Raw genomic sequence first — 14,587 nt, forward strand, 5'->3', positions numbered from 1 at the left:
AATTCGATTACGCGAGTTGCCGGCGTCTACCAATCGAAGCGATAACGAGTGCGATCACTGCGGCGGTCAAGTACCCGATCTGAATCGCAATAGATCCGGGGGCTTGCGTGGCACCGACGTAGTCGAGCAGCCCGAGTCCGTTCATCGGCCCGAGATACCACGCTACCAGATATCCGATCTCGAACAGGCTTGGGCGACCCGACCAGACGCCCGCGGCGAGAGCGGCCGCCGGGAGGAACAGCACCGCTGTGACTGCACCGACCAGCCCGATTGAACTCCCGACGAGAGCGTACCGAACGAGCGCGGGGCTGATCACGGCCGTTCCGACACTGACACCGGCAAGATACGAGACTGCCAACAGTCGAAGCGGGTTACTGGTGGCAAAAATCAGCTCCTGAGTTCTGTGTATCTGTTCGCGTGCTCCTGATTGTGACCACACTGGGAGCGGCAACAGCAACGCGATCGGAACCACGGTTGGTCGGAGAGATCCGAGAGGGGCGACAGTCGTACCAACGAGAGCGGCGATACAACCGACATACCAGTGTCGTCGCCGGCCCCGAAGTGCCATTTTCAGCTCAGCTATGAATGCCCGCTGCAGACGAAATCCGCTAGCCGTGACAGACGCGAGCGAGGGACCGCTGTCAGAACTTGAACGAGACATCTCGGTCAACTGAGTAGACGGCAGCTCGGCTGTTGCTTCAGCGTCTGATGATCCATGATCAAACAGCCCAAACGACCACGCTTGCGTATCGTCGAACCGGTCAAACGATAAGACACTCACGACGAGCAAGCCACCGATAATGACAAAGATTGGTAGACGCGAGACCAGAGCGGGGCCCACCGAAAGTCCGGCCCATCGGAACATCTCCATGCCGGTCGCAGTATCTGTGTACGCGAATGAACCGATTGGGCCCTCAAAACCCGGATACTGGCCAGCGATCGACGACGCCATACTCTGGCGCAACGCCACGAGGCCGGTCAGATCAACCGGGGACTCAGGTGGGATGCTACCGATAACGCCTGCAATCGCGAGCAAAAAGTAGAGGGCGGTCCCGCCAGTGCCTCGGAGAGGACCTAGCGTTTCGAAACAGACACCAGCGGCAGCCACGACTGCCATCGTCGGAAGTGTCAGTAAAATGAATGGGAGAGCCATATCGACCAGATTGAACGGGCCGGTTCCTTGGAGCAGAAATGACACGGCGGTCGCGCCGAACAGAAGCGTCGTGACCACAGCCAGGAGTGTGAAGTTACTCAGCCACTTTCCGACGAGGTAGCTACTGTTTGACAACGGTGCAGACGCTACGAATTCAGCGACATTCGTGGTACGATCATAGGCGATGCTGCCGTGAACGAGCGGATAGCCGAACAACAGCAACACCGTCGTCCCGATACCTGCGACCAACCCGCCGTACCACGCGGCTGTCGGAACACCGGTGTACGTATTGCCGACGACAAGCGTCGAATCGACGGTGACTAGCTTTGCAAAGTACGCCAACACGACCGGAATGACGACAAGCTTCGACGTGCGGGAGCGTTCTCGAAAATCTGCGAGTGCGACAGCGGCTGCATCACGAGACCAGCTCATGGCCGGGGGTGTCCTCCGACCGCATGCAGATAGGCATCTTCTAACGTTGGCGCAACGCTCTCGGCTTCGGGTGCTGGCGCTGTCTCACTGACCACGCGGACGCGAACGCCGTCTCTGCCGCGGGTGGCACTACTGATCGTGTAGTCGGCTCTGATGGCCTCGGTGCGCGACTGAGGAACGACCCACTCCCAGACCACACCATCGGCATCCGCAAGGAGGTCGGCCGGTTGGTCGTGAGCGAGGATTTCACCGCCATACAGCAGCGCGATGTCGCTGGCTGTCGCTTCGATATCAGAGACGACGTGGGTAGAAAGAATGACAATCCGCTCGTCCGCGAGATCGGCCAAGACGTTACGGAATCGCACGCGTTCTTCAGGGTCAAGTCCAACTGTTGGTTCGTCTACGACGAGCAGATCCGGATCGGCTAGGAGCGCCTGTGCAATTCCAACGCGCTGGCGCATACCGCCAGAGAACTCACCGAGGCGTTGCTCTCGGGCCCCAGAGAGGTTAACCAGTTCCAGCAAGTCGTCGATACGGGCTTCAGCGTTACCGACTCCGCGAATCGCAGCGAGATACGAGAGGAACTCACCGGCAGTCAAATTCGGATACACGCCGAACGACTGCGGGAGGTACCCGACAATGCTGCGAATTGCCTGTGGAACCTTTGTCGTATCCGTGTCGTTCCAGTAGACTGCACCTTCTGTAGGCTCAATAACGGTCGTAATGAGCCGCATGAGTGTCGACTTTCCTGCACCGTTCGGTCCGAGTAGTCCGATAACTCCGGGTTCAAACGTGAGATCTATCCCGTGGACGGCCCAGGTGTCTCCGTAGCGCTTCCCCAAGTTCTCGACAGAAAGCGTGTTCATTTGTATGCCAAAACCGTGAGTTCTGTCTCGGAATTTGTGCTTGTGGAATCACTGCTGAAGCTTAGACATCCCGTTAAGCCAGTGGTCCCACCGATGAATCTACCCGCAAGCAACCGCCGATACTGGTGGACGGAATTAATCATACGAAGGCTTCGTCACAATCATGCAAAGTGGTTCTCGAAGCTCAAAGATGCGTTTGAGTGAATCCCCTGGTGGAGTAGCATTCTTTAGACTATGCACGTTCAATGATTTCACTCCTGATCAGTTTGCGAGTGAGTGTTTTCAGCACCGGCTTCTCGCCCCCCACGGAGTTTTCAGCTCTCGGTGTCCACTGCGTAATACGGTGATCGATATCAAGAGAGCCATCCCGCCAACGGATGTAGCCTACAAGCAATAGCCCACCGACGGCTGCGAAAAGCATCCTGAGGATCCCCTCTTCGCCGATCCAGACTGTCGGCCCGCTAACATTGAGAACAAAAACTTCGGGAGTCTGCTGTGAGACTCCGAGACCGAATACGGCACTCATACTGAAATTATAGAACACGTGAAATCCCATCGGAAGAGCGAGGTCCCCTGTTAGAACATACACACAGCCGAAAATAAGCCCAGCCAGCAAGTAATAGCTGTAGCCACCGGGTCCAGTAACCTTGCCGCTGTGCATGAACGCGAAGATGCCAGTGCTGATGAGGAGGGCGATGCCGACGGCAACCCATCGTGGAACGTATCCATCGGCACCTTCGGCGAGGTTTTTCAGCATCGCTCCTCGGAAAATGAACTCTTCCCACGATGCCAGGACGCCGGTATATGCGAGCACCAAAAGCATCGCTGACAGGAACGGGAGGGAATCGGACCCTTGAAAGAATCCGGTTACGGTTGCCCATCCGACAGCAATCGCGATGAGCAACGTTCCGGCATTGATTACAATCCCGATGAACCCACCAACGGCGAACGATCGTAGCCATTCGCTGTCTAACGCTAGCCCGTACTCTGCTGCCGGTCGACGGTCAAACAGTCGTGCTCCGAGTAGCACAGCTGCGACGAGGACCACGGCCATCAGGCTGAATTCGAGCACCTCTCGTAGTGGGTGTTCGAACCGACCTCGGACGACTGTCACAACAACTCCGAAGGCGAGAAACGTCATCACGAGTGGCAGCAGCGCACGTAGCGGTGCGCGGAGCCGTTTCGAATCGTGATTCCAAACTGGGCTGGTGAGAATTCGCCACCCCTGTTGCAGTCGATTCGGTACCGTTCGATCAAGTGTCGTTTGTAACGACATATTCACACCAAGGGGCACAGTAGACGTATCACCACAGGCACGGCTTCCAACTCAGAAGTCGTAGCAGGCTTTTTACTATTACCCGGATCTGGGATGTGTATGGATGAGGACGAGGATGCCGTCTTGGCGGTACTCGACGACGAGTACGCGCGAGCGATCCTCGCTCACCTCACAATTGAACCGATGTCAGCCGATGAACTCTGTGCAGCCTGTGACATGTCTGATGCGACGGCGTACCGCCGTCTCAACCGGTTACAAGAAGCAGAGCTGGTGGCTGAACAGCAGGAACTTGACCCCGACGGACATCACTACAAGCGGTATACAGCTACGGTTGAGACAGTCACGGTCACGTTCGCTGATGGGAGCTGCGAAGTAGCAGTGACGCGCTCGGCAACCGACCCTGCCGACCGCTTCACAGATCTATTCGAGGGGTTGTCCTGATATGCCCCTCTTACAGTTGGAGGCAGCTGGAACAGACCCGTTCATCGCACTCGGTGTACTCGTTCTTTCTGTGGTCTCTGTAGTGCTGTCACTGACTATTACCGTCGTTCTAATTCGTGGTTACCGTCAAGGACCGGCTCACCGCGGAATGCTCTGGCTCGCGGTGGGACTCATCTTCCTGATTACGGTGCCCGAGGTGCTCCGTGTCGGGTTGCCCACGGCGACCGATATTGGGACCGTCGGTCGGTCGATACTCGTCAGTGGCTGTGAGCTATTTGGATTAGGTACGATCCTGTGGATCGTGTACAGAGGTGAGATGCGGTGATCGTAGCGAGTGTGCTAGCAATGGAACCGTTCAGTGTGGTGTCGATCACCCGTAGCGTGACTGCTCTCGTTGGATTGTTTGTCGCTACGCTGGCCTATCGGGGATACCAACGAAACAGTTCTCCAAAGATGCGGGCGTTAGCCATCGGTATCGGTCTGCTAACGGCAGGGGTGTACGTGGCTGTTATGCTGGCTGACCTGACTGGCGGGGCGAATGGGATTGTCTTGCTCGTACGGGGTCTCGTGACGGTTATCGGCCTGAGTGTCGTACTGTACGCGATTACCGTGGCATAGCGACTCTGTAGAATGCGATAATCCAGATATTCACTCGTCCAGCTCTGCTGAGATCCTCAGAGGTGGCTCTGTTGAAATGTTTAAGTTCTTATATGATCGCCGTGCGAGATACAGAGGTTGCATGCAGCAGTTGATCGTTATTTGTTTCACCTCGTCAGCGTCAAAATAACCGTCAGATGAATGTGCGAACTGAACACCCGAAGAGATTTTTCCGGGGGAAGGGACGATACGAGTATGAATGTAACTAAGCGACAGGTCGCTGTGATCCCGTTCGTCCTTTTTTCAGCTGTTGTCGGTGCTGTACATCGTGTTCAGATGAGCTGATTCCATGCGAAGCTGAACGAACTGAGCCAGTCGTTCGGCGTTTTCTGCTTCGGCGTTGCTGAAACGGTATGCGAAACAGATAGTTCGGCGTTTTATTTCTCTGAAGATACGTTCGACAGCGTTCCGATTTCCATGTTTCTCGTATCTGAAATCGAAGCCGTGGCGGTGACGCGCAGCTTGTAACGAGTGCGATCCATCGACGAGAAACACGGCGTCGGAGACGTCGTGTTTCTCGGAAAGTTCCGTGAGAAACGAATGAGCGAGAACCTTCGTTGTCGTCGGTTCAAGCTTTGTATGGAGTAATTCGTTTGTCTCGGAATCGACGGCAGCGTACAGCCAATATTGCTCATCGTTGAGTCGGATCACAGTCTCGTCAACCACAACGTGATCCGGACACCGACCACCTTCGGGCTGTAAATCGGCTTTGTGAACCCCCATTATGAACGGTTGACCGAGCACGTTTGACACCGAATATCCCAAGAATAGAAACTGTATTTGAAAGTGATAGGCCAGCAAGATGAAGCTGAATACCGAGTTTCATGAGCAATCTCGGTGTCGCTTCGCGTTCCACAAAACCTAATTCGATCTGGTCGATACTACCGGTGAGGCGTGTGTTTTCGGGCATGAACCACTCAGAAAACACACCGCCTCACTATTCATCTTTATCTGAACACCACCCCGAAATAGGGGATAGTCGTGATGTCGACCGCACGGTAACCGGCCGACGGAACGATGCTTCGGATTCGATGACCGCGAGCAGCCGATCGGCCACTGTATCGAATCCATCGATCAGCTCCCCTTGCGTGAACTGTTTGATCGTTCTAAGATGCGTATCGCCGTGTGGACTGCTGTCCGAACCGTGTCGATACTGAAACCGATCCGCTCCTTGCGGTGTCCCGCAGTTGACCACTCCCGTGAACGTCTGTAATTCGAAGAACTGCGTGTCTTCGTAGGTCGTGTTCGCAGCGCGACCGGAATCAAACTCATCGAAGCCGTGATCACGAGTGAGTCGAGTCGTCCGGTAGATTTGCTTGTCGGAAAATTCACAGCCAGCCGTCTCGTCATCAGTGGAGAGGTCCACTTCGTCGACGATCTCGGCTTTCGACCGGACAGCGGGAGCTGAAAACTCGCGGTCGTGAGATTGTTTGATGACGAAGTGCGCAGCAACCTGGACGAACTCCCGAACGCCGTCGTCGAAGCGTTTCCGCCACGTACGGGACAACACGGATTCATCGGGGATGTGTTCCAAATCGAGTGGTTCGGCAAGTTCTTGGTACCGGGCTAGCGCTCGATAGCTCTCACCTGTTGCCTCTCGGTAGATGGGGAGCCGAACCATTCCGAGAAAGGAGTGTGGAGCAGGGTGCCACTCTGGATAGCTATCGCTGCGGTATTCCGTCTGGATTGAAGTATCTACAACGCTCAATAGCAGGGAGTCACCGTCTCGCAGCCGTTCAGTGATTTCGATTCCTGTGTTTTAGGCGTCGGTCATCCGGCAGGCACGGTCCGAGAGCGGGTCCAGCGTCTCCGACATTGATGCGCGCTTGTGTCGGCAGCATAGAGGTGGTCGCAGTCTCGCCTGCACCAGCACCTTTCCTCAATAGAGACGCTCAGTATAGGCTTCGCAGGGCAGCGCAGAACCACCGGATTGAAGCGATTGGTCGTGAAAGCCAGTAACATATCCGAACAGATCAATGAGTGACCCAGATCAGCCGCCACCGCCTGACCGCCTGACTACTCTTCTCGAGGAACAAGATCATAAAGGGACAGTGGGGTGTCTCGACCGACTCAGCGCAGCTGATACTGAGACCCGTAAGCGTGCGTTGAGAGCGGTTCGGGACGCCGCTGAAGACCTGCCACTCTCCTTTGAAGAGCTCGCTAACCCGCTTTCCACCTTCCTGACCGATGATGATCGAGCAGTCAGATTGACGACCGCGAAGCTGTTCGTCACGCTCGCGCAGTCCGAACCGGCAGCCGTCCTGCCTGCCGTCGACGCACTCGCCGAGCGGTTGGCCGACGACGAGGAGTTCTACTATGTCCGTGCCAGGAGTGCCGAAGCACTCGGCTACGTCGCAGTCGAGTCACTCGAGGAAGTCACTGATCCAGAGACGCTGGCCGACCTCCGCATCGGACTGGAGTTCGACGAACCCGAGGTCAAAGAGAAACTCGCGAAGGCGCTGGCGTACGTCGCGCTCGGCGATCCGGCTCGACTCCGCCACCAGGTCGACTCGCTGGCCGAGCACCTCGGCGATGAAAACGAACTCGTCCGGTATCACCTCTGTACGGCATTGGTGGTCGTCGGGTGTGAGTATCCAGAAAAGCTTGCCGAGGCGGCGGAACCGCTCCAAGGGCGACTCGGTGATGAGGACCCGTACGTGCAGGGGCGGGCGGCCGAAGCGCTTGGACTACTCGCAGCGTCAGAGCCCGGAGTCGAGTCGGGGCCTGACCTCGATGATGTCGAGGCCAAGCACGAGGACCCACCGACCTTCCTGACCGACCGGCTAGAGTTCTGTCGGCGGCAGTTAGCCACCGAAAGATCTGGCGGGACTCCTGATGGAGTCGGCACGATCGAGTCGATTCGAGACGGGACGGACGAAGTAGTCGAAGAAATGAACGCCCTTGACGGCGACGCATGTCCGCACTGCGGACTCGATCTGCCGGAGAGTGGGCCGCCGATGTGTCCGCGGTGCGGTACTCCTCGCTGACATTTTTTCGCCGGCCTAAAATTCGGAACGTTTTTCAATATTTAGGTGGGCCTAAAGCATATGACAGACGATTCCAGCGGTCACGAGGCACCGACACGGCGTGACTACATGAAGTACGGCGGCGCAGTCATTGGCGGCGGACTACTCGCCGGGTGTGCGGGCCAGTCCGATTCCGACTCGACGCCGAACGAGACGAGCGCGGACGATCAGTCGACGACGGAGACATCGACAGAGACAGACAGCTCATATACTGTCGAGATGGCTCCGGTCGGGGAGGTGCAGTTCGAGGAGCCCCCAGAGCGGGTCACACACTACTTCCCTGACTACGCCGACATGGCCGTCGCGCTCGGCCACGGCGATTCGATCCTCTCGATGGGACTGCCATCGCGGTTCCACACCAGTCATTACGACGAACTCGACGGTGTGAGCGTCGACGCGGAGTCGCTGACGCGACTGAGCGACAGCGGCGTCGACAAGGAGCTCTTCTACGAGCTGGACGGCGATATCCATCTCATCGATCCGCAGTGGCTCATCAACAACGGCTCGTTCAAGCTTGAGGAGTCCGACGTCGAGGAAGTCAGTAGCAACGTCGCGCCGTTCGTCGGCAACACGATATTCCGCCGAACCGACGAGTGGCACGACTATCGGTACTACACGCTGTACGAGGCCTTCGAAAAAACCGCCCATATCTACCAAGAAGAAGAGAAGTTCACCCGGATTAAACAGCTCCACGACGAATTCATCGCTCGGGTACAAGCCGATCTTCCTCCAGCAGACGATCGACCGAACGCGCTATTGACGTTCGCTGCGGGCAACGAGCCGGAGGCGTTCTACCCCTACCGGCTGAGCGACCAAGGGGCGAACAAGAAGCATTTCCGCGATCTCGGCCTTAGCGACGCCCTCGCAGACACGGGAGTCGAGGGGCTCTCGACGACCGATCGGGGTCAGATCGACTACGAGACGATGCTCGAAGTCGACCCAGACTCCATTCTCGTCCGGGGACACGAAAACAAGAGCCACGGGGAGTTCGAAGACACTGTCTTGGCGTTCATGAAAGACCACGAGGCGGCTTCGGAACTCGCTGCTGTCCAGAACGACATGGTGTTCCGTGGTGGGCCGATTTACTCCGGGCCGTTACATAACCTGTTCCTGACTGAGCGCTACGCGAGGCTGTACTTCCCCGAGGTCTACACGGGCGAACTGTTCGACCGTCAGCGGGTCGCGGACATCATCAACGGCGACGTCTGACCAATGAGCACGACCAGCCCACCTGAAGTCGTCGTCATCGGCGGCGGTGTTGCCGGCCTGTCGACAGCCGTCTTCACCGCCCGACACGGGCTGGATACGCTCGTCGTTGCCGCCGGCGAGTCGATCCTCCGACGGAACGCCCACCTCGAGAACTCCCCCGGCTTCTCCGCCGGCGTCAACGGCCGCCAGCTACTCGATCTCCTCGAAAAACAAGTGGCCGGAGCAGGCTGCGAGCAGGTGACCGCGACCGTCGCAAGTGTCGAAGATACCGACGAGGGATTCGCCGTCGAGACCGACGCCGTCGACCGCTACCGTACGGAGTACGTCGTCGCGGCGACGAAGAACGCGGTCGGCTATCTGGCCGACGTCGACGGCGTCGGCATCAGCGACCGCGGGAAAGCGTTCCTCGACACGGACGAGCGCGGGCGCACCGGCGTCGACGGCCTCTACTCGGCCGGTCGGCTCGCCGAGAAGCCACACCAAGCAGCGGTCTGTGCCGGCCACGGCGCCGAGGTCGGCGTGACGATCCTCGAAGACGACGAGCGGCCGTTCTACCACGACTGGGTCGCGCCCGAGGGCTACTTTACAGACCGTGGGCGGGACTTGCCGCCCGGTTGTGAGGAGATCGACGAGGCGGAGCGGGCGGACCGCGAAGCGCGCTCGCTCGACGTAATGGGTGAGCGTTTTGCCGAGCCCCACCCGGACGAACAAGAAACGCACCCGCGTCTCGAAAACGAGGGGAGCCATTCGGACGGAGGGTAGAGGCGACGCGAAGGGTCTCTCAGTAGAGCCCCATCGATAGTTTTTTTAATTTTTAGGCTGGCCTAAAACGTATGACTGCTCACGACAGCAGTGATACCGGATCGACACGTAGAGGCTATCTGAAGTACGGGAGTACGCTACTGGGTACGAGTTTCTTGGCTGGCTGTACGGGGGGTGACGGTAGCGGGGCCACAGAGGAGCCAACGACCACCGGCGAGAGTGGGACCGATTCCGAAACCGGCGAGACCGAGACGGAGTCGACCGAGACCGATACCGGATACACCGCTTCCATCGTCCCCGCGGGAGAGGTCCACTTCGATGCCGTTCCCGAGACGTGGACGGTCTACAACGGCGGCTGGGCCGACATGGCGTTCGCGCTGGGGCAGCGAGAGGGGTTCCTCACCGCGGGCAATATGATTCCGGGGTTCTTTTTCGATCCGTTCGACATCGACGTCCCGGACCAGGACGCGCTCCCCTCGATGTGGTCCGAGGGCGGTTGGGACAAGGAGAGTTTCTACGAACTCGACCCGGACGTGTTCCTGATGGATCCGAACTACCTCCACGGGACCGGCTGGGACGACTCCTGGAGCAAGGACGACACGCAGGAGATCATCGAGAACGTCGCGCCGTTCTTCGGGAACAACTGCCGCCGCCGACGCGAGTTCCACGATTACAAACTGTACAGTCTCTACGGCGCGTTCGAGCAGCTCTCTCACGCCTTCCAAGAACAGGAGCGATACGAAGCGTTCGCCACGCTACACGACGAGGTGCAGTCAGAGATCGCTTCTCGTACGCCCGACGAACAGCCGACGATCGGCCTCGTCAACGGCGGCTCGGAACCCTCGAAGGGGAAATTCTTCCCGTTGAATACACAGGACGATGGGTACGAGATGAAGCCGTATCGGGATCTGAACGTCGCGAGTGCGTTCCCCCAGGAGATGGAAGACGGCGGGCAGATCGATTACGAAACGCTTCTCGAGGTGGACCCGGAGATTATCGTCGTCCACTGGGGTATCGGTACCACCGGCGACACGGATAGCTTCTCCGCCGAGGCATTTCGGGAGCAGTACGTCACTCCGATGGAGGAAGACTCCGTGGGACAGGAACTGACGGCCGTTCAGCAAGGCCGCGTGTTTCCGGGCCAGTACGGCGAGCAGGGCCCCATCGTGAACCTCCTGCAAACCGAGATGGTCGCACAGCAGCTCTATCCCGACGAGTTCGGTGCGTTCGACCCGGAGTCATTCCCGGAGGTCCCTGAGGAGAATCAGCTCTTCGACCGCGGGCGCGTCAAGGACATTATCGCGGGCGACATCTGAGGCATGGCACGCACAGACACTATCGGACCGACGGGAGCCGACTCCCCGGACTCCACACTCGATCACGACGTACTGGTCGTCGGGGGCGGAGCGGCCGGGCTGTCCGCAGCGACGTTTCTCGCACGCTACGGACTGAACACGCTCGTCCTCGCTCGTGGGAAGTCAGCCATCCAGCAATGTGCCGTCCTCGAGAATTTCCTTGGATTTCCGGTCGGTATCACGCCCGACCGATTTCTCGAACTGGGGCGAACACAAGTCGAGTACGAGGGTGGGACCGTCCGTGAGGAGACTGTCGAGCGCGTCGAGCGGGTCGACATCGAGGAGCCACCGACAGATGCAGGCGGTGAGCCGCTGGATTCGAATGGGTTCGAGATAGAGAGTGACGACGGCGACTATCGCGTCCGGTACGTCCTCGCCGCGACCGCGTACGACGGGGAGATGTTCGAGCCGTTCATCGAGGAGATAGAGACCGACGAGGCGTTCGGGATGGTCGACAGCGAGAACGGGCGCACGCCGGTCGACGGGCTGTACGCGGCCGGATGGATGACGACCGAAACGGTACATCAAGCCATCGTCAGTGCGGGCCACGGTGCGCACGCAGCGCTCTCGCTGATCCGGGACGATATCGCCGCCCGCTACTGGCCTGCCGTTGCGGACCACTACGTCGACTGGGTCGTCCACGACGGGCGATACGCCGGCGATGAAGCGTGGGACGACCACACCCGCGAGTGGTTCGAAAACGAGATTCTCGTTGACGACGTGGACTCCGGTTTGGCAGATGCGGCCCTCGAACATCTAAAATCCGAGTTCCTGGACCGACAGATCGGCACCGACGAGCGGGCGCGTCGGGATCGTGACGGACAGCGGGCACTGCTCGAGACGATGGACGACGATGTCGTCTCCGAATACGCTGCGAGCCTCGACACCACCGATGACAGAAACTGAGCGCCATCTCGTGGCTGTGACCGCTGGATTCGGGAGTCGCCACGCTGACTCTCCCCCACTCGATCAACACAGCGCGTAAGACACCAAACCACCATGGTCGGCCCAACACTCATCGACATCAGGGAACACATCGAAGCCCTCGCGACCGAGGACGGTCAGTACTACCTCCGTTGTGGGCGGATGGGCGACCGGCCAGTCCCAGCGGCCGGTACCCGGTTCCCGGATCGGGTCACCGCGCGAGCTGCCGCTCGCGCCACCGAGCAGTACCGCTCGGCACTACAACGCTACGACCCGCAAGTCCCATTCTACGACCTAATCGTCTGTGAGGAGACGGCCCAAGAAACGACAGTAGCGCACGAACGTAACTCAGAGACAGGCAGCCCACCAGACAGGCTCTCCGAGCCCGATCTCACCGACAGCGCCACGCCCGAGCGGCACGACCTCGTCGAGTTCTGTCACCGCGTCGCCGGCGCGGTCTTCGAGACGCTCTCCGAAGCGGGATACGACAGTGTCGAGGGCGCCGTCATGGACACGTACTTCGAGCTCGCCGAGACCGTCGGTGATCCCGACGAACTCTGTCTGTGTCTCCTCGAGAGCATGGCCAGCGAACTCGACGAGCGCCTGTTTCCTGCTGACCAGGCCGAAGTTCTCGCCGACGCTGCGACACGACTAGAGTCACCCAGCGAAGACGGTGATTCACTCGAGCGGAGCCTGACCGCGCTCCAGCAACGAGGTGTCATCGAGAGCTACACGCGCTCGCCGTACTCCGTTGACCTCGATGGGGGTTCAGGAGCCGTTGTCGTACAGATCTCTGGCTACGCGCTTTCAGCGCAGGACGGCCGACTCCCTGTGCTACCGTTGACGCTTGAACTCTGCCGACATCACGCGGAGCAGTCCCCACAGTCTGTTCAGGTGACCGCCGTGGACGGCGACTGGCAACTCACGTTCGGCCTCGCGGACACGGGAGAGCAGAACGGCCTCGTGAGTGCTCCAATCGAGGGAGAGGTGTGAGATGGCCGTCGACACCTATATCCAGCAAGCGCGAACGCGCGCTCGATCCGAGCGGGAGCCCATCGACGAGATGCTGGACGCCTACGACACGTTCATCCGTCGGGTACAGAAGCTACAGCCCGAGCAGACACCATCATCGGTCGCCAGCCTCTCGACAGCCGGTGGGGTCACCCACCTCTCCGCAGACGCGTCCAGTACCGATGGCTGTCGGCCTGTCCGAACGGTGTTCACCGAGACGATTCGCCCTCACAGCGTTGCCGACATCGACGAGACTGAGTCTTTGCTGAAAACGATCCGCGAGGAATTCACTGACGCAATCGCAGTCGCACTCGCTCCGACGACAGAGGCCTCATTCACTCCCGACCTCAAACGGATGGTTCTCGCCGAAGCACAATCTCGGCGGGCGGAAGCGACGGCGCTACAGAAAGCGCTCGAACGCGAGGAAGCGCACCTCGACGAGGCGGATGCAGCGGTCGACGACATCATCGCCTGGATCGTCGACGCGAACGAGACGCCGTTGACTGACCTCGGCTTCGATGCGCTACAACAACGTCACGAGACGTTGGCCAGCCATCGTGACTACTGTGAGGAGGTGGCTCGCGACCGGCAGGAATTCCTCCAGAAGACGACGAACAACGGTGTTGACGCCGGCATCCGTCACAGAAGCCTCATCCCGTACCTGTATCAGGATTTTTCGGTCGACCATCCGGTGCTCGCAACGGTCGCGACGCTCGATGAGACGTGTGAAGATTGCCAACGAACCGTGCGAGACCACTTGGTCCGGAGGGCATGACCGATGGGTGAGGGACCTCGTCGACAGCGTGCAAAGGCGTGGGCGTGGGTGTACGCTGCACTGTTCGGCCCCGATGACTGTTCTGATGCTGACACAGAAGACTGTGGCGAGGATTCGGCGAACAGCACTCTCTCACGAGACCAGCCGGACGAACGATGAGTAGAGCCGCACAGCATCTACTGGCCGTGTATATCCTCGGTCATCAGGACGATCCACCGATCCCGACGAATGCGGTGGCCGAGACGCTGGACCGCTCGCCGGCGACCGTCACTGAAACGTTCCAGCGACTCGAGGAAGATGGGCTCGTTGAGTACGAGGCGTACAACGGAGTGACTCTAACAGACGCAGGGCGCGAGCGTGCTGGAGAACTACACGAAACCTACGTGACCATCTCGTGGTTCTTCCGGAGCCTCTTGGAGTTAGACGACTACGAGAAGGAGGCGATGGAACTGGCCGGACTCGTGAGTCCGACCGTTGCCGAGCGCCTGGCGAACACATTGCCCATTGAGACGGACGCCCCATCACATTCCGACGGAGCAAACTCGTCGGCAGCGACCGATTACGAGAGTTCTTGACTACAACCGATATCGATGAGCGATGCTTCCTGACCCCGATATCGGTCAGCACAAGCAAGCGGTAGTGGGCGCCGTACGGTAGCGTGAGACCAAGTCGTATGACCGGCAGTGGTCCAGTCCCAAGT

At 59.0% G+C, this 14,587-nt stretch carries 13 protein-coding genes and 1 pseudogene; 9 read left to right on the forward strand and 5 right to left on the reverse strand.

Annotated elements, in window-relative coordinates; all coding sequences use genetic code 11:
- Positions 1–7: 7 nt before the first annotated feature.
- From DJ75_RS10215 to DJ75_RS10225, 3 genes are all read right to left on the reverse strand, one after another.
- Positions 8–1,585 carry an ABC transporter permease gene (locus tag DJ75_RS10215; RefSeq protein WP_094524371.1) on the reverse strand — a complete coding sequence of 526 codons (1,578 nt, stop codon included), beginning with the start codon at positions 1,583–1,585 and terminating at the stop codon, positions 8–10.
- Positions 1,582–2,451, reverse strand: a complete 870-nt coding sequence (locus DJ75_RS10220) for an ABC transporter ATP-binding protein (protein ID WP_094524372.1) — start codon at positions 2,449–2,451, stop codon at positions 1,582–1,584. Before DJ75_RS10220 ends, DJ75_RS10215 begins: the two co-directional genes overlap by 4 nt.
- Positions 2,452–2,683: 232 nt before the next feature.
- Entirely contained in the window at positions 2,684–3,592 is a 909-nt protein-coding gene (locus tag DJ75_RS10225; protein ID WP_254921949.1) for a CPBP family intramembrane glutamic endopeptidase, read from the reverse strand.
- 228 nt (positions 3,593–3,820) lie between these two features.
- Here DJ75_RS10225 and DJ75_RS10230 point away from each other — a divergent pair, with 228 nt between their 5' ends.
- Complete coding sequence (locus DJ75_RS10230; protein WP_394338190.1) at positions 3,821–4,168, forward strand: helix-turn-helix domain-containing protein; 348 nt, start codon at positions 3,821–3,823, stop codon at positions 4,166–4,168.
- Between the two features lie 929 nt (positions 4,169–5,097).
- On the opposite strand, the pseudogene DJ75_RS10245 reads toward DJ75_RS10230, so the two are convergent.
- A pseudogene (locus tag DJ75_RS10245) lies at positions 5,098–5,735 on the reverse strand (IS6 family transposase).
- 27 nt (positions 5,736–5,762) lie between these two features.
- Complete coding sequence (locus tag DJ75_RS10250) at positions 5,763–6,359, reverse strand: hypothetical protein (RefSeq protein WP_217900384.1); 597 nt, start codon at positions 6,357–6,359, stop codon at positions 5,763–5,765.
- Between the two features lie 442 nt (positions 6,360–6,801).
- On the opposite strand from DJ75_RS10250, the gene DJ75_RS10255 reads away from it, so the two are divergent.
- From DJ75_RS10255 to DJ75_RS10290, 8 genes are all read left to right on the forward strand, one after another.
- The gene (locus tag DJ75_RS10255) at positions 6,802–7,812 is read left to right on the forward strand and encodes a HEAT repeat domain-containing protein (protein ID WP_094524377.1); all 1,011 of its coding nucleotides are present in this window, start codon (positions 6,802–6,804) and stop codon (positions 7,810–7,812) included.
- Between the two features lie 60 nt (positions 7,813–7,872).
- On the forward strand, positions 7,873–9,060 hold the full coding sequence (locus DJ75_RS10260; protein ID WP_094524378.1) for an ABC transporter substrate-binding protein: 1,188 nt from the start codon (positions 7,873–7,875) through the stop codon (positions 9,058–9,060).
- A 3-nt stretch (positions 9,061–9,063) separates the two neighbouring features.
- Complete coding sequence (locus DJ75_RS10265; protein ID WP_094524379.1) at positions 9,064–9,822, forward strand: FAD-dependent oxidoreductase; 759 nt, start codon at positions 9,064–9,066, stop codon at positions 9,820–9,822.
- A 71-nt stretch (positions 9,823–9,893) separates the two neighbouring features.
- Complete coding sequence (locus DJ75_RS10270; RefSeq protein WP_094524380.1) at positions 9,894–11,138, forward strand: ABC transporter substrate-binding protein; 1,245 nt, start codon at positions 9,894–9,896, stop codon at positions 11,136–11,138.
- 3 nt (positions 11,139–11,141) lie between these two features.
- A complete protein-coding gene (locus tag DJ75_RS10275; protein ID WP_141212010.1) occupies positions 11,142–12,083 on the forward strand; it encodes an FAD-dependent oxidoreductase in 942 nt (313 codons plus the stop codon).
- Between the two features lie 93 nt (positions 12,084–12,176).
- Entirely contained in the window at positions 12,177–13,094 is a 918-nt protein-coding gene (locus tag DJ75_RS10280) for a hypothetical protein (protein ID WP_094524381.1), read from the forward strand.
- A 1-nt stretch (position 13,095) separates the two neighbouring features.
- On the forward strand, positions 13,096–13,887 hold the full coding sequence (locus DJ75_RS10285) for a hypothetical protein (protein WP_094524382.1): 792 nt from the start codon (positions 13,096–13,098) through the stop codon (positions 13,885–13,887).
- 155 nt (positions 13,888–14,042) lie between these two features.
- On the forward strand, positions 14,043–14,462 hold the full coding sequence (locus DJ75_RS10290) for a metal-dependent transcriptional regulator (RefSeq protein WP_094524383.1): 420 nt from the start codon (positions 14,043–14,045) through the stop codon (positions 14,460–14,462).
- The last annotated feature ends 125 nt before the right edge of the window (positions 14,463–14,587 follow it).

The sequence above is a fragment of the Halorubrum sp. Eb13 genome (assembly GCF_002252895.1).
In the GTDB taxonomy this organism is placed as follows: Archaea; Halobacteriota; Halobacteria; order Halobacteriales; family Haloferacaceae; genus Halorubrum.

What these genes read in the sequence shown, in the direction of transcription:
- DJ75_RS10255 (WP_094524377.1), top strand. Translation starts at nt 6,802, where the DNA reads ATGAGTGACCCAGATCAGCCGCCACCGCCTGACCGCCTGACTACTCTT.
- DJ75_RS10280 (WP_094524381.1), top strand. Translation starts at nt 12,177, where the DNA reads ATGGTCGGCCCAACACTCATCGACATCAGGGAACACATCGAAGCCCTC.
- DJ75_RS10290 (WP_094524383.1), top strand. Translation starts at nt 14,043, where the DNA reads ATGAGTAGAGCCGCACAGCATCTACTGGCCGTGTATATCCTCGGTCAT.
- DJ75_RS10260 (WP_094524378.1), top strand. Translation starts at nt 7,873, where the DNA reads ATGACAGACGATTCCAGCGGTCACGAGGCACCGACACGGCGTGACTAC.
- DJ75_RS10285 (WP_094524382.1), top strand. Translation starts at nt 13,096, where the DNA reads ATGGCCGTCGACACCTATATCCAGCAAGCGCGAACGCGCGCTCGATCC.
- DJ75_RS10220 (WP_094524372.1), bottom strand. Translation starts at nt 2,451, where the DNA reads ATGAACACGCTTTCTGTCGAGAACTTGGGGAAGCGCTACGGAGACACC.
- DJ75_RS10270 (WP_094524380.1), top strand. Translation starts at nt 9,894, where the DNA reads ATGACTGCTCACGACAGCAGTGATACCGGATCGACACGTAGAGGCTAT.
- DJ75_RS10225 (WP_254921949.1), bottom strand. Translation starts at nt 3,592, where the DNA reads ATGACGTTTCTCGCCTTCGGAGTTGTTGTGACAGTCGTCCGAGGTCGG.
- DJ75_RS10265 (WP_094524379.1), top strand. Translation starts at nt 9,064, where the DNA reads ATGAGCACGACCAGCCCACCTGAAGTCGTCGTCATCGGCGGCGGTGTT.
- DJ75_RS10275 (WP_141212010.1), top strand. Translation starts at nt 11,142, where the DNA reads ATGGCACGCACAGACACTATCGGACCGACGGGAGCCGACTCCCCGGAC.
- DJ75_RS10215 (WP_094524371.1), bottom strand. Translation starts at nt 1,585, where the DNA reads ATGAGCTGGTCTCGTGATGCAGCCGCTGTCGCACTCGCAGATTTTCGA.
- DJ75_RS10230 (WP_394338190.1), top strand. Translation starts at nt 3,821, where the DNA reads ATGTGTATGGATGAGGACGAGGATGCCGTCTTGGCGGTACTCGACGAC.